Below are 23,821 nucleotides of genomic sequence, written 5' to 3' on the forward strand. Positions count from 1 at the left end.
ACTACCCCCGTCCTGTTCCATGCTGCGTGCAGTCTGGAGATGGACGGGGAGCAGTGTTTTTTATGTATCATCACCGAAAGAAATGAACCCGTATAAAATAAATGCTGCGTTAAGATCAGTAGAAATTAACGTTTATTTTGTTCCTATACAGTATTCATTTGATAGGTATTACCATAAGTAAGTTGTTCGACAGCCTCCTGTCACTGACGGGAGTGCTGTTTTGATCGGAAAAAGACCGGTAACGCCGGTACGACAACCAACCTGTTTTCTTCAACGACCAACTTTTTCAGCGCCTGCTTCATGTTGTTTCTGTTTCCGGCAGATATTTTTCTAAAAATCATTTTTCCGGAATAAACAGGGTGAAATCAATGTCCGGGCCAACGAAACTATTGCACGGAAAAGTGCCGGCTTGTTTTGAAAAAATGCATCTTTGCCGTCTGAGTAGGTATCGTAGTCATTAAACCCAACCTTACTATTTATTTGTATGAACCTGGAATTCGGTGTTCTGGATTACGCGATCATTGCAGTTTACTTTCTGATCGTATTTGCGATCGGTTTTTACTTTGCCCGGCAGGAGCGGAGTAGTACCGAATACTTTCTGGCCGGCCGGCACGTAGGCTGGTTTGCCGTAGGGGCGTCGTTGTTTGCCTCGAACATTTCAACTGAACACTTTATCGGATTGTCAGGGACGGGGTATGCCTCGGGTCTCGCAACGGGTAACTTCGAATGGTCGGCCAGTATCTGTCTGCTGATTCTGGGTTGGGTCTTTGTGCCGTTCTACCTGAAATCGGGGGTGTTTACGATGCCGGAGTTCCTCGAACGCCGCTATAACTCGGCCAGCCGCTGGTACCTGAGCTCGGTATCGATTGTTGCCTACATTCTGACCAAAATTTCGGTTCACCTCTTCGCGGCGGGCATCCTGCTGAAAGAGGTAATGGGCTGGGATATTTACACATCGTCGATTCTGCTCGTGGTCGTTACGGGGGTTTATACCATTGCCGGCGGCATGAGCGCCGTAATCTATACCGAACTGATCCAGACGTTTATCCTGCTGATCGGGGCTATTGCGCTTACGTGGATCGGCCTCGATAAAGTCGGTGGCTGGGATGAACTGGTGCGCAATGTACCGGCTGAGCATTTCAACATGTTCAAGCCCATGTCGGACCCTGAATTTCCATGGACGGGGGTCATTATAGCGCCCTATATTGTCGGTATCTGGTACTGGTGTACCGATCAGAGCATTGTGCAGAGGGTTCTGGCCGCTAAAAACATTGACCATGCCAAATCGGGTACGGTAATGGCCGGTTTCCTGAAAATCCTGCCGGTATTTATCCTTGTGTTACCTGGTCTGATTGCCTACGCGCTGCACCAGAAGGGTTTGTTGCTGCCCGGTCAGGAACTGAAACCAAACGATGTATATCCGGTGATGGTGAAGTACTTACTGCCAACGGGTTTCCGCGGGCTGGTGGTTGCTTCGCTGCTGGCGGCCCTGATGGCCTCGCTGGCCGCCTGTTTTAACTCGGCTTCTACCCTGATGACCCTCGACGTATACCAGAAATTCCGCCCGCAGGCGTCGGAGAAACAACTGGTAAACTTCGGCCGGATCTCAACTGTAGTGCTGGTGGCGGTGAGCCTGTTTTGGGTGCCGCTTGTGACGGTACTGTCTGATCAGCTGTACGTATACCTGCAAAGCGTGCAGGGCTACATCAGCCCGCCGATTGCCTGCGTATTCCTGGTGGGTCTGCTTTGGCCGCGCGCCAACGCCAAAGGGGCTACTGTTGTGCTCTGGACCGGCTTTGTGTTGGGTCTGCTCCGGTTTGTACTGGAGGTGGTTCACAAATCCAGTCCGTTTACGAACCCGTTTATCAAGACGATGGTCGAGATGAACTTCATGCACTTTGCCATTATCCTGTTCGTGATTTCAGTGTTCCTGCTGATCGTGGTCAGTGTGATGACCGAAAAGCCAACGCAGGAAAAACTGAACGGCCTTACCTTCAAATATGCAGGTAACGTGGATATGAGTGAGGACTATAAAATTGAAAATCCGGCCCGTCGCCGGCAAAACCTGGTAGCATCGATCATTCTGGGTGTGATGCTGCTTGTTCTCTGGATTATTTTCTTCTAGCCTTCAATACGGCGGTCAGGGTGAAAAACGCTGACCGCCTTTTTTTATCCCCTTATGATGCTACAAACCATGCGGTGGTTCGGGCCGAACGATCCCGTCTCCCTTATGGATATCCGGCAGGCGGGTTGTACGGGTGTGGTCACTGCCCTGCACCAGATTCCGGTCGGCGAGGTATGGCCGGTTGACGCCATTCAGGAGCGGATCAGCCTGATCGAAGCCGGCAATGACCGCTTTACGCCCCTGCACTGGGCCGTCGTAGAAAGTCTGCCTGTTCACGAAGACATCAAAAAAGCACGGCCGGGACGCTCACGTTGTATTGACAATTATAAAACGTCGCTGCGGAACCTGGCGGCTTGCGGCATTACGACCGTCTGCTACAACTTTATGCCGGTGCTTGACTGGTCGCGGACAAACCTGAACTATGTGATGTCGGACGGCTCACGGGCACTCCGGTTTGTGTGGGAAGACTTTGCCATTTTTGACCTCTGCATCCTGAACCGGCCCAATGCCGGAGCTGATTATGCCCCGGCTGTGCAGGAAGCTGCCAAAGCGCGGTTTGCTGCGATGACACCTGACGAGATTCAGCTGCTGCGTAATACGGTACTGCTGGGCTTACCCGGCTCCGAAGAAGCCTTTGAGCTGGAAACGTTTCAGGGCTTGCTGGACGAATACGCTGAAATCGGCGATGTGCAACTGCGCGAAAACCTGTACTACTTCATTCGGGAGGTAGCGCCGGTGGCCTCTGAGGTTGGTATCAATCTGTGCATTCACCCCGATGATCCGCCGATGCCGTTGCTGGGCCTGCCGCGTGTGGTTAGTACGGAGGCGGATCTGGCGCAACTGATGGCCGCCTGTGACCTGACTGCCAACGGGATTACGTTCTGTACGGGTTCGCTCGGGATCCGGCCGGACAACGATCTGGCGGGTATCATTCAGCGCTTTGGCAACCGGATTCACTTCATCCACCTCCGGACCACAAAACGGGAGCCGACAACGCGCGAGGGCTGGTACGAGTCCTTTTTTGAAGCCGACCACCTGGACGGCGATGTGGATATGTATGCCGTAGTGAAAGCCATTGTCGAAGAACAACAGCGGCGGGCAGCAGCCGGTGAGGGCGTCACGTCAATTCCGATGCGCCCCGACCATGGCCACCAGATGATGGACGACCTGGCGAAGAAAACCTATCCCGGCTATTCGGCCATCGGGCGGTTACGCGGGCTGGCTGAACTGCGCGGCCTGGAGCTGGGCATTACCCGGTCCCTGAATCCATAACGTATAACAAACACAACGTTTTATGAGGACATTCGTGCAAACGGCGGGCAACTGGCTTTGTCTGCTCGCAGTATTGATGGTGTCGTTTTCCGCGAAAGCTGATGACGGCTACCGGCTCTGGCTCAAATACGATCTGATCAGCGATGCCGGCTTGCGGGCCGCTTATGCATCACAGGCCGGATTTATTCAGGTAAACGGCCGGAGCGAGGTTCTATCCTCGGCGGCCGGTGAGTTGCAGGCCGGTTTGCAGGGGTTGCTGGGCAAGCCGGTGCCGGTTGTGGCGTCGGGCAACAAAACCGGCGGCATCGTGCTGACGGTTTCGCAGGCAGTGGATTTGCCCAACGCCGAAGGCTATCAGCTGACCCGACAAGGGGGCAATGTGGTTATCTCGGCCAAAACCGATGCAGGGGTGTTGTACGGCGCGTTTGCGTTGCTGCGCCATTTGCAGACCCGCCAGCCACTGGCCGGACTGCCGCAGAGCAGCAGCCCGAAAGTCCGTTACCGGATGCTGAATCACTGGGATAACGTAAACGGAACCATCGAACGGGGGTATGCCGGTGGCACGCTCTGGAAGTGGTACGAACTGCCCGAAACCGTCGATCCCCGCTACCGCGACTATGCCCGGGCAAATGCCTCGCTGGGTATCAACAGCTCGGTGCTGAACAATGTCAACGCGAGTGCCCGGTTCATGACCGCCGAATACCTGCAAAAGGTGGCGGCCATTGCGAAGGTGTTCCGCGCGTATGGCATCCGCGTGTATCTGTCAGTTTATTTTCCTGCCCCGAAAGTGGTGGGCGGCCTCAAGACCTCCGATCCGCTCGATCCGCAGGTTAAAGCGTGGTGGACCGACAAGGTTGCCGAAATCTACAGGCTGATTCCGGACTTCGGCGGTTTTCTGGTGAAAGCCAACTCCGAAGGCGAACCCGGTCCGCAGGACTATGGGCGGACGCATGCCGACGGCGCGAACATGCTGGCCGAAGCCCTGGGCGATCACGACGGCATCGTATTGTGGCGGTCGTTTGTGTATAAGGCCGACCCCAAAGGCGACCGCTTCAAGGCTGCTTACGAGGAGTTTAAGCCGCTTGACGGCAAATTCAATAAAAAGGTGATTGTGCAGGTAAAAAACGGCCCGATCGACTTTCAGGTGCGGGAGCCGTTTTCGCCGTTGTTCGGCGCCATGGACAAAACGCCGCTGGCAATGGAGTTCCAGATCACGCAGGAGTATCTTGGCTTTGCGACGCATTCGGTTTTTGAAGCACCGCTGTTTAAGGAGTGTCTGGACTCGGATACGTGGCAGAAGGGTAAGGGGTCTACGGTGGCAAAGGTGATCGACGGCTCCGTTGGTAACTACACGCTGTCGGCTATGGCCGGGGTTGCTAATACCGGTTCTGACCGCAACTGGACGGGCAACCCGATGGGGCAGGCGAACTGGTATGCCTTTGGCCGGCTGGCCTGGGACCACACCCTGAGCTCGGAAACGCTGGCCCGCGAGTGGGTGAACATGACGCTGACTACCGAACCGAAAGCCACAAAAGCCATTACCGATATGATGTTGCGGTCACGCGAGATTTACGTAGACTATACGAATCCGCTGGGGCTACACCATATCATGGGCTATGGCATCCATTACGGCCCTGAGCCGTGGCTGGACCGCGCCCCCCGGCCCGACTGGCGGCACACCTATTACCACCGTGCCGATTCCATTGGTGTCGGGTTTGACCGGACGGCCAGCGGCAGCAATGCCCTGAGCCAGTACAAACCGGAGGTGCAGGCGCAGTGGAATAATCCGGAAACCTGCCCGCTGCCGTATCTGCTGTGGTTCCACCATGTGGCCTGGACCAAAAAACTGCCGGCCGGCCGGTCGTTGTGGGACGAAATCTGTACCCGCTACTATACCGGTGCGGATGCCGTGGGCTGGATGCAGCAACAGTGGGCACAAGCCAAACCGGCGATTGATCCTGAACTCTACGCGGATGTCGCCGGTCGGCTGGCCACGCAGCACCGCGAAGCCATCTGGTGGCGCGATGCCTGTGTACTCTATTTCCAGACCTTTGCCAAGCAGCCGATACCCGCGCCGTTCAAGAAACCCGACCGGACGCTCGAAGAGGTAAAACGCCTTGTGGATATTTATCAAATGCGCTGATTTTATCCCGCCCCGATCCGCCCCGTACGGGCGACCCCACGTGGTCGCCCAATTTGATGCATTACGTGGTCGCCTGATTTAAATACGAAACAACATGGAAGACATACTAGTAGAAACCCCTTTTTCGCTCACCGGTAAACTCGCTCTCATTACCGGCGGCGGCACCGGCATTGGCCTGGCCATTGCCCATTGTATGGTGCAGGCCGGGGCGCGTGTCGTCATCACGGGCCGCCGTGAGCAGCCGTTACAGGAGGCCGTTGCCGAACTGAATCAGGGCGGCGAACAGGCCTTTTATTTTACCAACGACGTAACCGAACTCGGTAGCCTTGAGGCCCTGGTCGAAACAATCGAAGCGACCCACGGCCCGATTCATGTTCTGGTGAATAACGCCGGGATTAACATGAAAAAGCCCGCGCTGGAAGTATCTGACGAGGATTTTAACCGGATCATTCAAACCAACCTGAACGCCGTATTTGCCCTGACGCGGACCTGTGCCCGCCGCATGGTGGAGCGGCAGAGCGGGTCAATCATCATGATTTCGTCGATGGCGGCCTACTACGGCATCGACCGTGTGGCGGCTTACGGGGCGTCGAAATCGGCGGTCGAAGGTATGGTGAAGATTCTGGCATCGGAGTGGTCGGGTAAAGGTGTCCGGGTGAACGCCATTGCGCCGGGCTTTATCGAAACCGCCATGAGCCGGACCGCCTTCAACAGCGACCCCGACCGCCGTGACCGTGCTATGCGCCGGACACCGATGGCGAAGTTCGGCAAACCCGCCGACATCGGCTATGCTGCCGTGTTCCTGGCCTCGGAAGCAGCCCGCTACATCACCGGTGCCTCGCTGCCGGTAGACGGAGGAAATTCGATTGGTTTTTAAGATTTAACCACAGCGTTCCACGGAGTTTCAGACACGGAGTTACACACTTTCCGGCATGAATGACTCCGTGTAGCTCCGTGCAACACTCATATAAACTCAGTGGTTGTTTAAATACATGTTACAATGAAAAAAGCACTTTTACTCATAGGGCTGGCGCTGAGCAGTGGCTTGAGCATTGCCCAGAATCAGGTGACGCTCAAGGCCGAAGAGGCGAAGCACACCATTAACCGGCATATTTACGGGCATTTTGCCGAGCACCTTGGCCGCTGTATCTATGGCGGGTTCTACGTCGGCGAAAATAATAAGCAGATCCCCAACACGGCCGGGGTACGGAACGATGTGGTCGATGCGCTGAAGAAGCTCAAAATCCCGAACCTGCGCTGGCCGGGTGGTTGCTTTGCCGATACTTACCACTGGAAAGACGGCATTGGTCCGAAAGCAAACCGCCCGTCAATCGTGAATGCGTGGTGGGGCGGTGTTACGGAAAATAACAGCTTCGGTACACACGACTTCCTGAATATGTGCGAGCTCATCGGAACAGAACCTTATCTGGCCGGTAATGTGGGCAGCGGCACCGTGCAGGAACTCGCCGACTGGGTGCAATATGTCAACTTCGGGAAAGAAAGTCCGATGTCGAACCTGCGCCGCCAAAACGGCCGCGAAAAGCCGTGGGATGTGCAGATCTGGGGCGTTGGGAACGAGGCATGGGGATGTGGCGGCAACATGAAGCCGGAATACTACGCCAACATCTACCGCCAGTATGCCACCTTTATGTACAACTACTCGCCGACCCGGAAGCTGTTCCGCGTGGCGTCAGGGGCCAGCTCGAACGACTACCACTGGACGGAGGTGATGATGCGCGATATTCCAACGAGTCTGATGGAAGGCATTGCCTTACACCACTATTCGGTGCTGACCTGGGATGAAGGCAAAAAAGGCTCCGCCACCCAGTATTCCGACGAAGAATATGCCAAAACCATGAAGCAGGCGCTGCTGATGGACGACTACCTGACTAAACACATTGCGATCATGGACAAGTATGATCCGCAGAAAAAAGTGGCGATGGTGGTTGATGAATGGGGTGGGTGGTACAATGTCGAGCCTAACACCAATCCGGGCTTTTTGTATCAGCAGAACACCATGCGCGACGCCGTACTGGCCGGTGCAACACTCAACATTTTCCACAAACATTGTGAGCGGGTAAAAATGGCGAATCTGGCCCAGGCGATCAACGTATTGCAATCGGTGATTCTGACGAACGAAGAAAAGATGATCCTGACGCCGACCTATCACGTACTCGAAATGTACAATGTGCACCAGGATGCGCTGATGCTGCCGGTGGAGGTAAAAACCAACGACTATGTGCTTGGCGACATTAAACTGCCGGCCATTTCGGCATCGGCGTCGAAGGATAAAAACGGCCGTGTCCACATTTCACTGACCAACATCGATCCGAAGCAGCCGCAGCAGATTACGCTGTCGCTGGGATCGGTAAAGGCGGCGGGCGTTACCGGCCGGATACTGGCATCAGGCAATGTTCGTGACCATAACACCTTCGAGAATCCGTCGAAAATTAAACCGGCTCCGTTTACCGGTGCAAAGGTACAGGGCAATCAGCTGACGGTGACGCTGCCGGCGGCCTCAGTAGCGGTTCTGGAACTGAATTAATGTAGAACGGAATGCTATTCCGTTTCACTGCAATTGTGGAGCACTGCCCCTGACTGACATATAGTCACTCAGGGGCAGCTTCAGCCCGTTTTACTCGATTTTGATGCGGGAGCCTGGTTTGGTGCTTTCCGTGATGGTAGCGATCACCCTTCCGCTTTTCGAGACGATACTGACGCCGGGTTTTACCGTGATGCTGGTAATGATCTTATTGCCGATCCGCTGAAGCGAGTTGCTCATACCCTGAAGGGTATAATAAACATCGTCGCCGGTCAGGTTCTGGAGTTCAACCCTGAAGGGTTTAACCGCACCCGTACTGCTCTCTTTGGTACTGCTGCTTTTCCCGGACGAACTGCCGTTAAACAGGTGCGTATTGGCGGCATCAATTTCTTTGTACGCTTCTTTCTGGCCGTCGATCATCAGTGCATCCCGTTTTTGATAGGCTTTCTGGTGGGTAACGAGGAGGTCGTAAAGCTGCTCATCGGTAAGGTTTTTCGCCTTAGCTTCCTTGTCTTTGCTGTACAGTACCGCAACCGGATCCATCTTCTCCTTCGCGACATCTTCTGGCGCGCGGCCGTTTTTAGGGATATAATACAGGCCGCTGCCGGGTGTAATCAGGATGAGGCCCGGCTCAATCAGGACCAGGTGCAGGCCTGCTCCATTGCGCAACGTCTCTTTGGTATCTTTCACGTCCTGACCGTCCTTCACAATGCGTTGTTTGGCGTAAAATCCATAAAAGCTGCCGTTTCCAAGTGTCGCGTCAAACCGGGGCTGATTAATGGCCGAGCTGATTTTCAGGACCAGGTCGGCGGGGTAGTCGTTCCGGCCGATCATCAGGGGAGCTACGCCTGCTTCCACGCCGTAGCTAGGGGTCAGTACTGCCTTCACCTCATTCGTGCCTTTCTCAAACGTAACCAGAAACTTACCGATGGCCATATCGGGTTTGTCTTCCTTTGTTCCGCACACAAATAGCTCACGGCAGTAGTAAATGCCGGTGAGGCCGTATTTGTCTTTGGCCGGCAGTTTACCTTCCAGAACGGTTTTCGCCGCGTCGGCCTGTTGTTTCTCGAACAGCGCTTTTGTGGGTTTCTGGCCACCGCTGCCCGATATGGATCCGGTAGCGGCCTCTGCCTTATCTTTCAGTTTCTGGAAAAGTCCCTGGCCGTTTACCTGCTGAGCCCCCAGCAGGGCAATGGCCAGCGTGATGCCTTTAATCTTGTATGGGTTCATATCCTTTGCTCTTTTGAGCAAAGCTACCCACGCCTGTAGCTATGGTGCACGGGCATTTCACGAACTGCACGGTTACACCGACTGACGGTTGGTTTGGGTTTATGAAGTGTTGTGGGCAGCGATTAAATTTACGTTTTACGATATCCTGATCTATATAATCTTTCTATCTTTACGTGCTTACAAATCACATAGTTAACCGATCACCGTATGAAAAACGTACACGCTCTTTTAGCCGTAGCCTTGGTAGGGACGCTGGCCGGGTGTAGCCCGAATAACACTAGAATTACGCCGGAGCCTGTGGCTGGAGCCAGTGTACAGCCGGCGCCGATGCCAACAATTCTTGTCATCGATGGCAAGGTGATGGCGATGGATGAGGTTAAGAAGAAGAATGCGATTGATCCGAATATGATCGAGCGTATCGATGTCCGTAAAAACGAACCGGCGCTGGTGGTGGCCTACGGGCCTGATGCGGTAAACGGGGTGATATTCGTCACGCTCAAAAAAACGGCCGTTGCCAAAAAAGAGTCAGGAAAATAAAACGACTACGATCCGATATTAAAAAAGGGCTGATGTTCGTCAGCCCTTTTTAATGATGTTGCAACGGGAATTAACGCGCGCCCGGAGGGCAGTGCTGCAACAGGTAGTTGGTATACAATGTCCGTAGGTGCAGGTTGGTACCGGGCCCTTCCGAAATGCTGTGCGAGCGGTTCGGGTACGGCATGACCTGGAACTGTTTATTGTGTTTAATCAGCTCATTGATCAGCACTTCGGCATTGGAATAATGCACGTTATCATCGCCGGTACCGTGAATGTACAACAGGTTGCCGCGCAGATTCTTCGCGTAGGTGATCGGCGAGCCCAGTACAAAGTCTTCGCGGTTTTCCTGCGGAATACCCATGTAGCGTTCCTGATAAATGTTGTCGTAGAACAGCTGGTTGCCAACGGCCGCAATCGAGATACCGGTCTTGTAAATCTCCGGATACTGGAACAGCAGGTGCAGGGTCGTTGAACCGCCGCCGCTCCATCCCCAGACGGCCACGCGGCTGGTATCGATCCAGGCATGTTGCTGGAACAGTTTCTTCGCGCCCATCGCCTGATCGCGGATGTTGAGGCGGCCAATCTGCCGGTAAATCGACTTGCGCCAGGTCGTGCCTTTCAGGTTCGGCGTACCGCGGTTATCGAGTGCCACATACACGTACCCCGATTTGGCCATGTCCCCGTTGAAGAGGTTGTTGAAGCCGGTCGAATACACATCGTTGACCGTTGAGCCGGCCGGTTCGCCGTATACGTGGAAGACCACCGGGTATTTTTTCGTGCTGTCGAACGGCACCGGTTTCACCATCCAGCCGTCGAGTGTTACACCATCGTCGGTAGTCAGTTTAAAAAACTTAATGTTGCGGTCGGGGACCGGTTTCATGGTGGCGGCCAGACTTTCGGCTTCTTTAAGCGCTTTGTGCTCAGGTAGTTTAATCCATTCGCGTCCGTTCGGTACTGTATGGCTGGTAAACGTATGGATGGCCCACTTGCCGTTCGGCGAAATGTTGTAGCCGTGGGTTCCGTTCAGTCCGGCCGGCGTTACCTTTTCGAGTTTACCCTTTCCGTCCATCTTCACGCGGTACAGATACCGCTGAATCGGGCTGTCGGGCGAGGCGATGAAATAGACGTAGTTGGTCGCTTCGTCGATGTGGCTGATGGTGCCGATTTCGTATTGACCCGGCGTCAGCAGTACTTCCTTCATGCCGTCGCGGGTCAGGGTTACTTTGTAAAGGTGGCGCCAGTTGTCTTTTTCCGATACCCACAGGAAGCTTTTACCGCCTTCGAGCCATTCCCAGCCCGACGGATCGCCGGTACCCCAGCGGTGTTTGCCGTCGAGCCATGCTTTGTCCAGATCGCCGTAAACGGCTTTGATCGTGTTGGTCGCCGGCTGGCAGATAAATACCTTGCTGACCTGCTGCTTGCGGTCGAGTTGCTCCAGAATGATGTCATTGACGGCCGGGAACCACTCCATGCGGGTGATGTAGTGCTGCTGCGGATCGCCTGGCAGCTGAATCCAGCTGGTTGGCCCGCCGTTGACGCTCACAACGCCGATTTTGGCCGGAGACGGACTTTCGCCGACTTTCGGGTATTCCACCGGAATGGTATACGAGTAAATCGAATCGGTGGTGTTCAGCATCAGGTAATCACGGATGCCGCTGGCATCGACCTGCCAGTAGGCAATCTGTTTGCTGTCGGGGCTCCACCGGAAGCCGTCGCGGCAGTCAAATTCTTCTTCGTAGGCCCAGTCAAACGTTCCGTTGATGCGTTTGCGGGTGCCGTCGGTAGTCAGCGGGGTAATCTGGCCGGAAGCTACATCTTCCACGTAAATATTGTGCTCGCTGACATAGCCCACTTTCGTGCCGTCGGGTGAGAGTTTGGCAAACATCAGTGATTGAGCCGGTTTGCCCTTGCCCAGCTGGCGCAGCTGTCCCGATTTGCGGTCGAGGACCCAATAATCGCCACGGGTATTGTAGCGCCACACGCGGGCGGTATTGGTAAAAATCAGGGCCGTATTGTCGTCGGCTGAAAAGGAGTAGCCGGCAATCTGAAGCGGCGTGTCGGTGCCGGGTTTTTTAAGTTGGTCACGGGTGATAAGCGGGGTTTCCTGGCCCGTGGCAACATCGACTTTCACAAGGCCGGCATTACGGACCTGTGTATACGCGTTCCCGTCGGCAGACCAGCGGATTCCCTGCCCCGACTGGGCCGAACCCGAAAGCCAGGCAGCTAATAAAGCACCTACTAAAAGCAGCTTGCGCATTGGTGAAGTGATCTGAGTAAAACGATTAAGGGGTACAAGTTAGTAAATAAATAGTTTGTGAGCGTTGCGTCGCAGCCGGGTTAGGAGAGTAGTAGCCGGATAAATGATTAAAACCAATGGCAAAAGAACCGTTTGATTACAGCCTTGACTTTAAAAATACTGATTTCCGTAAACAGCCTGACCTGTACCGGGTAGGCAAGGGCGAGCAGGGGGTATTGCTGGTAGAACCGTACAAATCGGAGATTTTACCCCACTGGCGTTTTAAAACACCCGACATCGCCCGGGAATCCTCGGAAGCCATTTATAAACTATTTCTGGCTTATAAGGAGAACAGTGACTTCATCGGCATGGATATGGCCCGTAAGTTTCTCCAGATGGGCTATACCCGTGCCCGCCGATATGCCAATCACAAGTCAGGGCAGAAATACGATGGCCCGGTACCGGCAGATCAGAAAGGCCGGAGCGGGGCACACGGCCGCGCACAGCTACCCCGCGAAGAAGATGCTGAAAAGGCTGAAAGCGCACGGATTTTTTATGAGATGTATCTGAAAGTCAGAGAAGATGAGGTATATGCAGTGCAAAAGAAATCATGGCAACTAAATCATGGGTAATTGTTTTGCTTTTGGCAACAACTATACCAATACTGGAAAGTTAAACGTACTCAAAAAATCATTAGTGTGCCAAAAACAATGATTTATTATATGAAATAGATAACTGAATGTACTATTTGTGTCATTGGTGAAAGAGATAATAATAAATGAAAAAATGGTCGTGTAATTGATACTAATTGATCTGGTTATACGTCCTAAGATCAAGCATAAAAATTCTGAAAAAGAACACCGTAGGCATTTAATTATGTGACCATGAAAACAAGTTTACGATTATTTTTATTTGGTTTGCTGACCTTGGCGGGTTATGCTGGTTTTGCGCAGAATGGTAAATTTGATGTGCGCTTTACTGTGAAATCGGTGGACTGTTCCACCATGAAAGCTGTAATCAGGGTAGAAGTTAAAGCTCCTGATGCAAACTCTACATTTCTAATGGGAGATGGTAATTTCCGGTTTACTTACCCCTCAACGATCTTAACAAATCCCAGAATCGTTTCGGAGGAAAATTTTTCGGGAAATGCGCCGGCCAGTCAGAGTGCTTATGGGAGCCAGAACCTGAACGGATCAACGGAAGGCCCGACAACGGGCCGGGTTGTGTTGAACAACATTTATGGCGGGCGACCGAATCCAACCCGCGTCGGAACGTCGTACATGACCGTTTCCTGCATTGAGTTTACGCTTAAACAGTTGGTTACCTGCTTCGATTTGCGGTGGGATACAACCTTTCCGGCTACCGGGATGAGCGAGGTAATTGTTGCCAGCGGAAACTCATTTTCCTACACCACCAGCGATGTTACGCCGGTTACCCACAACAATCTGAATGTATGTCCGAACCAGTACTGTAGTGACAGTTACGGGGTACGGCTTAACCTGAAATCATTCGACTGTGTGACGAAGAAAGTAACTATGCGGGTGCAGGTCAAGTCAACATCACCAAATTCGGGCACGTTCCTGATGGGAGATGCTAACTTCCGGTTTAATTACAGCGCCGCTATGCTGACGAATCCGCAGATTGTACTGGAAGAAAATTATTCCAGCAATGCTCCCGCTTCCAATAACGGCTATACACCGCAGGATTTGAATGGATCTGCCGTATCCGGTTCAGCTGGTATCCTTTCGCTTAATGTAAAATTCAGTCCGCCTGGCAGCGTAACCATTGCCAAAGCTGTATCAACCGATTGGACGACGGTTTCCTGTATTCAGTTTGACTACATCGGTAGCAGTACCGCCCCTTGCTTTACTATCGACTGGCGAAAATCAACAGATCCGGTTCCGGTTACAATCATGAATAAAGTAGCCATCACCGGAGCAAATACCTTCTCGCTTGTTACCGTGCCAACTGGTACGATTTATGATAATCTGAATATTTGTCCGCAGCAGTTATGTTCTTCAGTTGCTACTGACTTATCGTTGAGAAAGAAAGCATTGGCGACAGGGCCGGTTACGATGAATAGCGTTGTGAGTTTCTCCCTGACATTGACGAATAAGGGGCCAAATACCGCAACAAATGTGGTGGTAACCGATACACTGCCAGCCGGCCTACAGTTTGTCAGTGCAACACCGAACGTAACAGTTGTGAATGGTATCGCCCAATGGAAAGTAAGCAGCCTGTCGGCAAATACATCGACATCGCTGATTCTACAGGCCAGAGTAATGGCCTACGGACCACTTTTCAATAAAGCCGAAATTACAAAAGTCGATCAGAGCGATCCGAATTCGATACCTAACAACGGTTCTTACCTTGAAGACGACCTGGGAACAGCTTGTGTGACTGTACCGATTCCGATGTGTGCCGGTGATGAATTTGAGGTGTCGACTCCGTCGAGTGTCACCAGTGTGCAATGGTTCCGGAATGGGATCAAGGTAGGGGAAGGTCGTACATATACGATCCGAGAACCGGGGACATATACTTATCTGACAACTGTCGGAACCTGTCCGGCTGAAGGTTGCTGCCCGATTATTGTCTTTGAGGGTGAATGTTGTCCGGCAAATCTCTGTGTACCTTTTGTGATTAAGAAAACTAAGTCAAGATAAAATAACCCATACTTGTTGAAGAAAAAAGCCCGGCGAGTTGCCGGGCTTTTTTTATGCTTATTGACCATGCCGGCATGAGTATGTAACGTAGAATGGAGCTCTTTACCCTTTAAAAAAAGAGATATACTTTGTTTACTCTGAATCGACCGTATTTACGGAAATACCTGTTAACTATCTTGTTGATCGTTATTGGTTGGCTGTATCAGCAGGCTAATGCGCAGTCCGGCATTGTCGCTCAAACCCTGAAGCAGCATATCCTGACTGAAGCGGCATGGGCCATGCAGCAGCAACCCGTCACCGTAACGGCGCAGCGTAGTCCGCGGTCGGCGGGCGGGAAGCATGATTTTTTCTCAGAAGGCGATTACTGGTGGCCCGATTCCACGAACCTGAATGGGCCGTATATCCAGCGCGACGGCCTGACGAATCCCGATAATTTTGTGGCGCACCGGCAAGCCATGATCCGTTTCAGCCGGATTGTCGGTGCCCTGGCATCGGCCTGGAAGCTCACCGGAGATGACCGTTATGTACGGCAGGCTTTCCGTCACCTGAACGCCTGGTTTGTGGATACCACCACGCGGATGAATCCGTCGCTGACCTATGCGCAGGCCATTAAAGGGCGGTTTACCGGACGGGGGATCGGCATTATTGACACCATTCACCTGATGGAGGTGGCACAGTGCGTGCTGGTCATGGAAAAGGCGAAACCGGCCGATCCACGGCAGGTGGCGGCAATCCGTAACTGGTTCGCTGAGTACCTGGTCTGGCTGACGACCCATCCGTATGGCAAAGACGAAATGGAGGCCAAAAACAACCACGGTACCTGCTGGGTCATGCAGGTCGCTTCGTTCGCTAAACTGACAGGCGATGAAACCCTGATGGCGTTTTGCCGGAACCGCTACAAAACGGTGTTACTGCCCAACCAGATGGCTGCCGACGGAAGTTTTCCGCTGGAACTGCGCCGCACCAAGCCCTATGGCTACTCGCTGTTTAACCTCGACGCGATGACCATGATCTGCCGGATCCTGTCGACCCCTGCCGATGACCTCTGGCACTACCAGACTGCCGACGGCCGTTCGATCCGTAAAGGCATCAGCTACCTCTATCCGTTTGTAGCCGACAAGGCAGCCTGGCCTCTGAAGCCCGATGTGATGTACTGGAACGACTGGCCGGTAGCGCATCCGTTTCTGGTGCTCGGCGCTGTACAGTTTCAGGAACCGGCCTGGCTGAAAACATGGCAATCGCTGGAGCACGACCCGAAGGTAGAGGAAGTGCTGCGGAATCTGCCCGTCCGTAATCCGGTCATTTGGTTGTGAACCCTGAGAAGAATACTACACATCCCGTTACTCATGAAAAAAACTATACTTATTACCCTTACTTTCGCTGCCTTTAACAGCAGCGTCTTTGCTCAGAAAGCCTTGATTAAAAGCCAGTTTGATCTGGCGGAGAAACAGGCAAAGGTGATGCTGGCTGATATACCGGCCGCCACACCGGCTACTGCGAAAGCGGTGCCCGTCTCTCCGCGTACCCTCAGCCCGACGGGGGCGCTCCAGCTTGTGCCCGCCCGCGACTGGACAAGCGGCTTTTTCCCCGGCGAACTCTGGTACCTGTACGAATACACCCACAATCCGGAATGGCTGAAACAGGCACGCCTGTACACGGCAAAAATTGAGAACGAAAAACTCAATGCCGGTACCCACGACATGGGTTTCAAAATCTATTGTAGTTTCGGCAACGGCTACCGGCTTACCAACGATCCGGCATACAAGGACGTAATTATCCAGTCGGCGCGGACACTCATTAAGCGCTATAAGCCGGCGGCCGGCATCATCCGGTCGTGGGATCACCACAAGGATGTCTGGCAATGCCCCGTGATCATCGACAATATGATGAACCTGGAACTGCTCTTTGCGGCCACGAAACTGACGGGCGACAGGACCTTTGCCGACATTGCCGTAAAACACGCTCAAACGACGATGAAAAACCATTTCCGTCCCGACATGAGCAGCTACCACGTCGTGGATTATGACACGCTGACGGGGAAGGTCATTCAGAAAAATACCCATCAGGGCTACAGTCACGAGTCGGCCTGGGCGCGCGGGCAGGCGTGGGCATTGTACGGGTATACGATGTGCTACCGTGAAACCCGCGACAAGGCATTTCTGGAACAGGCCGAAAAGGTGGCGGTGTTTATCCTGCAGCATCCGCGGATGCCTGCCGACCTGATTCCGTACTGGGATTTTGATGCGCCGAAGATTCCGGACGAACCGCGCGACGTGTCGGCCGCAACAGTGATGGCATCGGCACTCTATGAATTATCGGCATTCAGCAAACAGGGAACTATGTACCGCGCAAAGGCTGACCGGATCATCGCCAATCTGGCTAAAAACTATGTGTCGCCGGAAGGGGGGAACCACGGCTTTATACTGCTACACAGCACCGGGTCTAAACCGGCAAACAGCGAGGTCGATGTGCCGTTGTCCTATGCCGATTATTACTATCTGGAGGCGTTACTGCGGAAGCAGAAATTGTAGGGGGGGATTGCGGCTAAGAGGGTAGATCAAATGAGTTGGAAAAGAGTTGTCGTTGTCGATAAACAATTAAGGTAGGAAAGTATTATCTGCCACCCTTTCATATAAAACAGATTGATAACCTGATAAAAAGCCCTGATCATGAAACAGTTGTTCGGCGTTCTGGCGTCAATTCTCATACTGACATCTTGTACGAATCCGTCAGTGACTTCAACAGAGAATGAGCGGTTAGTAAAACAATATTTTACGTATTTCAATGCGCATGATTTTGTGAAAATGACAGCTATGTATGCTGAAGTAGCTGAGTTTAAAGACCCAACGCTTGGGCCGGGAATTGTCAAACAAACCAGGCAGCAGACTATTAAGAAATATACAGAGTTGACAAAACTATTTCCCGATTTACACGATGAGGTTACTCAGATATACCCGTCAGGTGATAAGCATATTATTGTCGAGTTTACCTCAAGCGGAACCGGTCCGGATAAGGTAACGTTTGAGTTGCCGATATGCACGATACTTACGATCGAAAATGGCCTCATCGTAAAAGATTTTACCTATTTTGACGATTTTGAGGAGAATAAAGAGTAAATAGACATACTATAAATACCACATAACCAGTACAGAAAAGCTATGCTTTCGATGTGGTTATGTGGTGAGTTATATCGCTGTAAATCAGATTATTGTTTAGCAAATGGGTGTTATTCCCCTTCTTCCAGCATAAACAGTTCCTCGACCGGTTTGCCGAACTCATGCGCCATTTTGAGGGCGAGAATGGTGGAAGGGACGTAACGGCCGGTTTCGATGGAGTTGATCGTCTGGCGGCTCACGCCGATCCGCTCGGCTAAATCAGCCTGCGACCAGTTGTTTTCGGCCCGGGCAACTTTGATGCGGTTCTTCATACACTAACCTCCTTCTCCAGCTCGCGGCTGTTTTTATACAGTAAAATTCTGAACCGGATCACAAACACCAGCAGAATCGTGAACATGTTGTAGATCATAACCGATAGAAACGGACTGCCGTGGATCAGCATAATGGCCAGACTCAGAATGATGTAGTTAGCGTATACGCTCCACTGCAAAGACTCCAGCCGCAGGTGCTGAATCATCTCGTCTTCATGCTTCTCCCGCGCAAAGGCGATAAATAACAGGCCGATAATCAGGCCGAGCGCGGCTAGTTCGTCTGTCAGGTTGATTGGCCATGGCCCGAATAGCGCCCCGATAGAGGCATTATCATCAGGTTTACCAAACGTCAGGAAGCTGAGCCGGAATTCAGTGTATAAATAGAGTAAGCCCAGCACCAGCGACGGGATAAAAATTATCCAGCCGATGAGGCGGTAGCGATGGGGGAATAAGAGGTTCGTGTTCATGATGTTTACTGTTGGTTAGCAGGGTTAAAAGGCCAGCATGCGTCGGGCCATACGCCGGTTTTTGCGTAAAGTGAGCTGGAAATAGACGATAAAGAAGAGCAGTATAGTGAACATATTGTACATCAGGATGTTGTAAAATCCTAGTCCGTAAATGAGCATAATGGCCAGCATCAGCAATGCGTAGTTCAGGTAGACGCTTGCCTGTAGGGCTTTCAGCCGTAGCTGATTAATCATCTCATCTTCAAGTCTCTCGCGGGAGAAACCAATAAAGAGCAAACCGGCAATCAGGGCAATGCACATGATTTCGTCCGTAAAATCAAGGCTGGTGGTGTCATAGAATGTCGACAGCCAGTCATTGCTGACGTGGATGGTCAGGTAGCCGTCAATGCCGGAGTCCGGATGTAATTCCAGATAACCCCACGTGCCCAAAAAGGCAAGGATTAGTCCCCAGCCTATGTACCGGAAATAATGCGGGAATAAGAGTGTTGTGTTCATGCGGACTAGTATAAGTTTGTTTGTCCAAAAGTAAAGTTTACTTTACAAATAGTCAAACGAAGTGGTCATATTTTTCGTATGCCTATTTCGTAAACGGCATAAAAAAACCGGACAACTGTCCGGTTTGGGTAATTTGGCGGCAAACGGCGGGCTTACAGGGCAAAAATGCGGTCCATAAGAAGCCATTTTTCGCCCGGTTTCGCCATCGGCAGGGCCTGCTGGTAGTGCCACATCAGCGCTTCCCATTCCTGCACCTTCGGATTAGCCGCGTCGGCCTCCGCTTTGCGGTCGAAGGAAAACGTGTCGTCGGTTTCCATGATCATAAACAACCGTGGCCCGATGCGGTAGATTTCCATGTTGGTAATCCCCGCCGACCGGATGCTCTCCTCGATCTCCGGCCATATTTTTTCGTGATAGCGCTCATAATCGGCAATCAATGCCGGATCATCCTTCAGATCAAGCGCAAGACAGTAACGCATAGGCTATTGAGTGAATGGGTGATTGAGCGAATGAGCGATTGGGTGTTTCTGTTCACTCAATCACTCATCCGCTCAATCACTCAATTTTTAATCTGCGATCCCTTAAATCCGTACCAGGCGATGAAGGCGAAGCAGGCGGCAGGGAGCAGGAATGAGGTGGCGGTGTTGGTGTTGTCGGCAATCATACCCATGATCGGCGGGAAGACGGCACCACCCACAATGCCCATGATGATGTACGATGACCCTTGTTTCGTAAACTGGCCCAGATCTTTTACGCCCAGCGCAAAGATGGTCGGGAACGTAATGCTCTGGAAGAAGAAGAAGGCCATCAGGGCATACAGCGATACCTGACCGAGGTGCAGGTACACCACAAACAGCAGGGCTACCATGATCACGGAGTAAATGCCCAGCAGCACGTTGGCGCGGGTAAAGCGCATGAAGAACGTACCGACAAAACGACCTACCATGAAGAACGCCATCGCAATGCCTTGCAGGTAGGCAGCTTCCTGATCCGAGATGTGGGCGCTTTCTGTCGCGTAGTTAATGAAAAAGCCCCAGATACAGCCCTGCGCCCCTACGTTAAGGAACTGCGAAAACACACCGAGTACGAAATGCGTGTGCTGAAAGAGTGTTTTGCCCGAATGCGCATGACCGTCCGTTACCAGCGCTTCTTCCTGAATTTCAGGCAGCGGCGTGCGGTAGAAAATAGCGGCAACGACCAGGACAATGATTCCGACGATGATGTACGGAAGCTGGATGGTATCCCAGCCCGCTTCGGCAGAAGTATTGCTGCTGCCGGCAAACATTAGCCAGCCACCGATTACCGGACCGGTAATGGCTCCCAGCCCGTTGAACGACTGAGCCAGGTTAAGCCGCTGCTCCGATGTTTCGGGCGAGCCCAGCACAGACGCATAGGGGTTGGCGGCCGTCTCCAGAAAGGCCAGGCCGCAGGCCAGAATAAAGAGCGCAATCAGAAAAAATGTCCACGACTGGGCTTCGCCGGCCGGATACACCAGCAGACCGCCGGCTGCGTACAGCAGCAGGCCCATCAGGATACCCCGCTTATAGCCGAACCGTTTCATCATGTAACCGGCTGGCAGGGCCATAACGAAATAGGCGCCGAACGTAACAACCTGCACCCACGCCGATTCCGACTTGGAGAGGTTAAGCACAAGCTGGAATTTTTTGTTCAGTACGTCGAGCATACTGATGGCAAAACCCCAGAGGAAAAATAAACTGGTAACCAGCGCAAACGCAAGGGTGGTATTACCCTGTGGGGCCGAGGTGGCTTTTGCGGATGCCGACGGTGAAATCGAGGCCATAAAGTAAGTTGGTAAGAGGGTTAACGGGCTTTGTTAATGGCGTTGCCGCACGGAGGTGAACCGGGGCGGCGACGGAAAACGATCACTAGGTGATTGACCGGTCGAGATGCGTATAGCCACCATCGACATGGATCAGCTGACCCGTTGTGTGGCTGGATTTATCCGACAGCAGGAACACAATCATGTTGGCGATTTCTTCGGCTGTGGTCATGCGCTTTTCCAGCGGAATCTTGCTGACAATATCCTTTAGTTTTTCGTCCGGATCCGGCAGCGTTTTGATCCAGTTGGCATAGAGCGGGGTCCAGCACTCGGCCACGATCAGGGCGTTTACCCGGATACCGTAGGGCAGCAGTTCCACGGCCCACTCGCGGGTCAGGGCGTTGCGGCCGCCGTTGGCCGCGGCATAGGCGGAGGTGTTGCCCTGGCCGGTTTCGGCCACTTTCGAGCCTACGTTCACGATAGACCCCTTGCTTTCTTTCAGCGCCGGCAAGGCATAGTGGGCCATCAGGTAGTAGTGCACCACGTTTTTGTGCAGTGAGGCCATGAAGGCTTCGTAGCTGCCGTTTTCCAGCCCGACACCGTCGTTGACACCGGCGTTGTTGACCAGCCCGTCGATCCGGCCGAATTGGGCCAGCGTCTCGTCAACGGCTTTTTTGCAGGCGTCCGGTTGAGTCAGCTCGGCCTCGATGGCAAAGGCTTTGCCGCCCGCTGCCACGATTTTGTCGACCGCTACCTGGTTGTCGGCGGCGTTCCGGCCAACGATAACCGGAATGGCTCCTTCGGCGGCGAGTGCGGTTGAGATGCCTTCGCCGATGCCCTTGGCACCACCGGTCACAATGATGATTTTATCCTGTAGGTTCAGATTCATGCGTTAAAAAGTTGGTTGACCACATAGCCACATAGAGCACATGTGAGAATAAGACTTCTTTGTTTAACTATGTGGCTATGTGGTGAAAAATGATGTATCAGGTAATCTCCTGCACTGTGTCTGTGAAGCATTCAGGGACTATTTGTCTGCTATTACTTCACATTACAGGTTATAAAACTGCACGGCGTTTTGGCCGAAAACCTTGTCGCGGACCTCAGTGCCCCACGGCGCCACGTATTCTTCCACGATGTTTTTAACCTGCCCGTAACTGCCTGCTACCAGGCAAACCGGCCAGTCGGAACCGTACATGATCCGGTCGGGGCCGAAACTTTCGAATACCACGTCGAGGTACGGGAAAAAGTCTTTGGTTGTCCAGCCCTGCCAGTTGGCTTCGGTCACCATGCCGGATACCTTGCAGTAAACGTTGGGTTGTTTCGCGATCTCGGCCATGTAGTTCGACCAGGTATTGATTTTCTGGTCCTTGATATAGGGCTTGGCAATGTGATCGATCACAAACTTTACGTCGGGCAGCTCCCGCACCAGATGCAGGGCGGCTTTGAGCTGCGTCGGGTAAATCAGAATATCGTAGGTAAAGTCGAAAGCCGTCAGCTGGCGGATACCTTTGATGATGTCGGGCCGCGCCAGAAAGTCATCGGCTTCGGCCTGTGCCACGTGCCGGAAGCCTTTCAGCAGCTCATACTGCGAGAAGTATTCCAGCTTGTCGTAGAGGTTAGTGGCCCGCAGATCGACCCAGCCGACAACGCCCTGCACAATCGGATAGGCGTCGGCCATCGACAGGAGGAACATGGTCTCGGCTTCCGACTGATCGGCCTGCACGGCTACGCAGCCGTCGATACCGTTTTCGGCCAGGACCGGCTCCAGGTCGGCCGGTAAAAAATCGCGCCGGATCACCGACATCTCTTCGGTAATCCACGCATCACGTTCCGCATTATAAAGCCAGAAGTGCTGATGTGCGTCAATGGTCATGGGAAAACAGAAAAAACGGTACGGCTGTGAGACCGTACCGGATGCATATAATTAGCTGTAGGCAATGGCCGTCTGGCGCTGGCTGCCCAGCTGGTCGATACCGAGTTCAACCACGTCGCCCGGCTTCAGGAAACGCTGCGGATTAAGGCCCAGGCCCACACCCGCCGGTGTACCGGTCGTGATGACGTCGCCCGGCAGCAGGGTCATGAACTGGCTGATATAGCTGACCAGCGTCGGTACGTCGAAAATCATGTCGTCGGTGTTTGAGTCCTGCAGCATTTCGCCGTTTACTGACAGCCACAAACGCAGGCTGTTCGGGTTGGCTACTTCGTCTTTCGTAACGAGGTATGGGCCCAGCGGTGCAAACGTATCGCAGCTCTTTCCTTTTACCCACTGACCACCACGCTCAATCTGGAAGGCGCGCTCACTGTAATCGTTGTGCGTTGCATAGCCGGCGATGTAGTCAAAGGCTTCGTCTTTTTCCACATACGTTGCTTTTTTGCCGATGATGATCGCCAGCTCAACTTCCCAGTCGGTTTTTTCTGACCGCTTCGGAATCACTACATTATCGTTAGGGCCGCAGAGCGCCGTGGTCGATTTGAAAAACAGAATCGGCTCGGCAGGAGTCGGAGCGTTGGTTTCGGCCGCATGTTTGGCGTAGTTCAGGCCCACGCAAACAATTTTCGACGGGCGCTTTACGCACGAAGCCAGCCGCGCATCAGCGGGTACTTCCGGGCATGAAGCGGCATTCGACTCCAGCCACTGAGCCAGTTGGTCAATACCACCGGTAGCAAAAAAAGTCTCGTCATAATCCTGGCCAAACGCTGATACGTCGATGCGTTTGCCTTCTGAAAGTTCAACAGCAGGTTTTTCGTTTTCGGGGTTGCCGAAGCGAAGAAGTTTCATAATTTGAGAATTGAGTTAATAGTAAGGAAAGAGACAAAAAGCAGATTTATAATTCCCTGCTGGCTAAATACGCGAAAAAAAAGGGATGTGGTCACCTGACGCGAACACATCCCTTTAGCCGT

21 protein-coding genes are annotated in these 23,821 nt (G+C 52.9%); 11 read left to right on the forward strand and 10 right to left on the reverse strand.

Going from position 1 to position 23,821, the window contains the following annotated elements; all coding sequences use genetic code 11:
- Positions 1 to 484: 484 nt before the first annotated feature.
- The 5 genes from AC23NW_RS28700 to AC23NW_RS28720 all read left to right on the forward strand — a co-directional run bounded on the left by AC23NW_RS28700 (position 485) and on the right by AC23NW_RS28720 (position 8,085).
- Positions 485 to 2,125 carry a sodium:solute symporter gene (locus AC23NW_RS28700; protein ID WP_487453905.1) on the forward strand — a complete coding sequence of 547 codons (1,641 nt, stop codon included), beginning with the start codon at positions 485 to 487 and terminating at the stop codon, positions 2,123 to 2,125.
- 57 nt (positions 2,126 to 2,182) lie between these two features.
- Positions 2,183 to 3,397, forward strand: a complete 1,215-nt coding sequence (uxuA, locus tag AC23NW_RS28705; protein ID WP_487453958.1) for a mannonate dehydratase — start codon at positions 2,183 to 2,185, stop codon at positions 3,395 to 3,397.
- 22 nt (positions 3,398 to 3,419) lie between these two features.
- Positions 3,420 to 5,540, forward strand: coding sequence for an alpha-glucuronidase family glycosyl hydrolase (locus AC23NW_RS28710; RefSeq protein ID WP_487453907.1), 2,121 nt, complete (start codon positions 3,420 to 3,422; stop codon positions 5,538 to 5,540).
- Between the two features lie 94 nt (positions 5,541 to 5,634).
- On the forward strand, positions 5,635 to 6,417 hold the full coding sequence (locus tag AC23NW_RS28715; protein WP_487453908.1) for an SDR family NAD(P)-dependent oxidoreductase: 783 nt from the start codon (positions 5,635 to 5,637) through the stop codon (positions 6,415 to 6,417).
- 123 nt (positions 6,418 to 6,540) lie between these two features.
- Positions 6,541 to 8,085 carry an alpha-N-arabinofuranosidase gene (locus AC23NW_RS28720; protein ID WP_487453909.1) on the forward strand — a complete coding sequence of 515 codons (1,545 nt, stop codon included), beginning with the start codon at positions 6,541 to 6,543 and terminating at the stop codon, positions 8,083 to 8,085.
- 90 nt (positions 8,086 to 8,175) lie between these two features.
- Here AC23NW_RS28720 and AC23NW_RS28725 read toward each other — a convergent pair whose 3' ends face one another.
- Positions 8,176 to 9,312, reverse strand: a complete 1,137-nt coding sequence (locus AC23NW_RS28725) for a hypothetical protein (RefSeq protein ID WP_487453910.1) — start codon at positions 9,310 to 9,312, stop codon at positions 8,176 to 8,178.
- Positions 9,313 to 9,519: 207 nt separating this feature from the next.
- Between AC23NW_RS28725 and AC23NW_RS28730 the strand changes: the two genes are divergently transcribed.
- Positions 9,520 to 9,849 carry a hypothetical protein gene (locus tag AC23NW_RS28730; protein WP_487453912.1) on the forward strand — a complete coding sequence of 110 codons (330 nt, stop codon included), beginning with the start codon at positions 9,520 to 9,522 and terminating at the stop codon, positions 9,847 to 9,849.
- Between the two features lie 70 nt (positions 9,850 to 9,919).
- On the opposite strand, the gene AC23NW_RS28735 is transcribed toward AC23NW_RS28730, so the two are convergent.
- The gene (locus AC23NW_RS28735; protein ID WP_487453914.1) at positions 9,920 to 12,106 is read right to left on the reverse strand and encodes a S9 family peptidase; all 2,187 of its coding nucleotides are present in this window, start codon (positions 12,104 to 12,106) and stop codon (positions 9,920 to 9,922) included.
- 116 nt (positions 12,107 to 12,222) lie between these two features.
- Here AC23NW_RS28735 and AC23NW_RS28740 point away from each other — a divergent pair, with 116 nt between their 5' ends.
- The 5 genes from AC23NW_RS28740 (at position 12,223) to AC23NW_RS28760 (ending at position 17,864) form a co-directional block, all read left to right on the forward strand.
- On the forward strand, positions 12,223 to 12,717 hold the full coding sequence (locus AC23NW_RS28740; RefSeq protein ID WP_487453915.1) for a DUF4385 domain-containing protein: 495 nt from the start codon (positions 12,223 to 12,225) through the stop codon (positions 12,715 to 12,717).
- 252 nt (positions 12,718 to 12,969) lie between these two features.
- On the forward strand, positions 12,970 to 14,748 hold the full coding sequence (locus AC23NW_RS28745; protein WP_487453917.1) for a DUF11 domain-containing protein: 1,779 nt from the start codon (positions 12,970 to 12,972) through the stop codon (positions 14,746 to 14,748).
- A 176-nt stretch (positions 14,749 to 14,924) separates the two neighbouring features.
- Positions 14,925 to 16,061, forward strand: a complete 1,137-nt coding sequence (locus AC23NW_RS28750) for an alginate lyase family protein (RefSeq protein ID WP_487453918.1) — start codon at positions 14,925 to 14,927, stop codon at positions 16,059 to 16,061.
- 33 nt (positions 16,062 to 16,094) lie between these two features.
- Positions 16,095 to 17,279, forward strand: a complete 1,185-nt coding sequence (locus AC23NW_RS28755) for a glycoside hydrolase family 88 protein (RefSeq protein WP_487453920.1) — start codon at positions 16,095 to 16,097, stop codon at positions 17,277 to 17,279.
- A gap of 138 nt (positions 17,280 to 17,417) precedes the next feature.
- Positions 17,418 to 17,864 carry a nuclear transport factor 2 family protein gene (locus AC23NW_RS28760; RefSeq protein WP_487453921.1) on the forward strand — a complete coding sequence of 149 codons (447 nt, stop codon included), beginning with the start codon at positions 17,418 to 17,420 and terminating at the stop codon, positions 17,862 to 17,864.
- Positions 17,865 to 17,974: 110 nt separating this feature from the next.
- Here the strand turns inward: AC23NW_RS28760 and AC23NW_RS28765 are convergent, their stop codons facing one another.
- From AC23NW_RS28765 to AC23NW_RS28800, 8 genes are all read right to left on the reverse strand, one after another.
- Positions 17,975 to 18,175: a helix-turn-helix transcriptional regulator gene (locus tag AC23NW_RS28765; protein WP_293846004.1), complete on the reverse strand. Its 201-nt coding sequence runs from the start codon at positions 18,173 to 18,175 to the stop codon at positions 17,975 to 17,977.
- Entirely contained in the window at positions 18,172 to 18,642 is a 471-nt protein-coding gene (locus AC23NW_RS28770; protein ID WP_487453922.1) for a hypothetical protein, read from the reverse strand. The genes AC23NW_RS28765 and AC23NW_RS28770 overlap by 4 nt, the downstream gene beginning before the upstream one ends.
- Before the next feature lie 24 nt (positions 18,643 to 18,666).
- On the reverse strand, positions 18,667 to 19,137 hold the full coding sequence (locus AC23NW_RS28775) for a hypothetical protein (RefSeq protein ID WP_487453923.1): 471 nt from the start codon (positions 19,135 to 19,137) through the stop codon (positions 18,667 to 18,669).
- A 152-nt stretch (positions 19,138 to 19,289) separates the two neighbouring features.
- On the reverse strand, positions 19,290 to 19,616 hold the full coding sequence (locus AC23NW_RS28780; protein ID WP_293846012.1) for an L-rhamnose mutarotase: 327 nt from the start codon (positions 19,614 to 19,616) through the stop codon (positions 19,290 to 19,292).
- A gap of 80 nt (positions 19,617 to 19,696) precedes the next feature.
- A complete protein-coding gene (gene fucP, locus AC23NW_RS28785; RefSeq protein WP_487453924.1) occupies positions 19,697 to 20,938 on the reverse strand; it encodes an L-fucose:H+ symporter permease in 1,242 nt (413 codons plus the stop codon).
- 85 nt (positions 20,939 to 21,023) lie between these two features.
- Complete coding sequence (locus AC23NW_RS28790) at positions 21,024 to 21,806, reverse strand: L-fucose dehydrogenase (protein ID WP_487453926.1); 783 nt, start codon at positions 21,804 to 21,806, stop codon at positions 21,024 to 21,026.
- 162 nt (positions 21,807 to 21,968) lie between these two features.
- Positions 21,969 to 22,793: an amidohydrolase family protein gene (locus tag AC23NW_RS28795; protein WP_487453928.1), complete on the reverse strand. Its 825-nt coding sequence runs from the start codon at positions 22,791 to 22,793 to the stop codon at positions 21,969 to 21,971.
- Between the two features lie 51 nt (positions 22,794 to 22,844).
- Complete coding sequence (locus AC23NW_RS28800; protein WP_293845887.1) at positions 22,845 to 23,699, reverse strand: fumarylacetoacetate hydrolase family protein; 855 nt, start codon at positions 23,697 to 23,699, stop codon at positions 22,845 to 22,847.
- Positions 23,700 to 23,821: the final 122 nt, after the last annotated feature.

Source organism: Arsenicibacter sp. R0_47 (assembly GCF_057652235.1).

Bases quoted from the DNA above. Each gene is read 5' to 3' on its own strand.
- AC23NW_RS28700 (WP_487453905.1), top strand. From the start codon at position 485: ATGAACCTGGAATTCGGTGTTCTGGATTACGCGATCATTGCAGTTTAC.
- uxuA (WP_487453958.1), top strand. From the start codon at position 2,183: ATGCTACAAACCATGCGGTGGTTCGGGCCGAACGATCCCGTCTCCCTT.
- AC23NW_RS28710 (WP_487453907.1), top strand. From the start codon at position 3,420: ATGAGGACATTCGTGCAAACGGCGGGCAACTGGCTTTGTCTGCTCGCA.
- AC23NW_RS28715 (WP_487453908.1), top strand. From the start codon at position 5,635: ATGGAAGACATACTAGTAGAAACCCCTTTTTCGCTCACCGGTAAACTC.
- AC23NW_RS28720 (WP_487453909.1), top strand. From the start codon at position 6,541: ATGAAAAAAGCACTTTTACTCATAGGGCTGGCGCTGAGCAGTGGCTTG.
- AC23NW_RS28725 (WP_487453910.1), bottom strand. From the start codon at position 9,312: ATGAACCCATACAAGATTAAAGGCATCACGCTGGCCATTGCCCTGCTG.
- AC23NW_RS28730 (WP_487453912.1), top strand. From the start codon at position 9,520: ATGAAAAACGTACACGCTCTTTTAGCCGTAGCCTTGGTAGGGACGCTG.
- AC23NW_RS28735 (WP_487453914.1), bottom strand. From the start codon at position 12,106: ATGCGCAAGCTGCTTTTAGTAGGTGCTTTATTAGCTGCCTGGCTTTCG.
- AC23NW_RS28740 (WP_487453915.1), top strand. From the start codon at position 12,223: ATGGCAAAAGAACCGTTTGATTACAGCCTTGACTTTAAAAATACTGAT.
- AC23NW_RS28745 (WP_487453917.1), top strand. From the start codon at position 12,970: ATGAAAACAAGTTTACGATTATTTTTATTTGGTTTGCTGACCTTGGCG.
- AC23NW_RS28755 (WP_487453920.1), top strand. From the start codon at position 16,095: ATGAAAAAAACTATACTTATTACCCTTACTTTCGCTGCCTTTAACAGC.
- AC23NW_RS28760 (WP_487453921.1), top strand. From the start codon at position 17,418: ATGAAACAGTTGTTCGGCGTTCTGGCGTCAATTCTCATACTGACATCT.
- AC23NW_RS28765 (WP_293846004.1), bottom strand. From the start codon at position 18,175: ATGAAGAACCGCATCAAAGTTGCCCGGGCCGAAAACAACTGGTCGCAG.
- AC23NW_RS28770 (WP_487453922.1), bottom strand. From the start codon at position 18,642: ATGAACACGAACCTCTTATTCCCCCATCGCTACCGCCTCATCGGCTGG.
- AC23NW_RS28775 (WP_487453923.1), bottom strand. From the start codon at position 19,137: ATGAACACAACACTCTTATTCCCGCATTATTTCCGGTACATAGGCTGG.
- AC23NW_RS28780 (WP_293846012.1), bottom strand. From the start codon at position 19,616: ATGCGTTACTGTCTTGCGCTTGATCTGAAGGATGATCCGGCATTGATT.
- fucP (WP_487453924.1), bottom strand. From the start codon at position 20,938: ATGGCCTCGATTTCACCGTCGGCATCCGCAAAAGCCACCTCGGCCCCA.
- AC23NW_RS28790 (WP_487453926.1), bottom strand. From the start codon at position 21,806: ATGAATCTGAACCTACAGGATAAAATCATCATTGTGACCGGTGGTGCC.
- AC23NW_RS28795 (WP_487453928.1), bottom strand. From the start codon at position 22,793: ATGACCATTGACGCACATCAGCACTTCTGGCTTTATAATGCGGAACGT.
- AC23NW_RS28800 (WP_293845887.1), bottom strand. From the start codon at position 23,699: ATGAAACTTCTTCGCTTCGGCAACCCCGAAAACGAAAAACCTGCTGTT.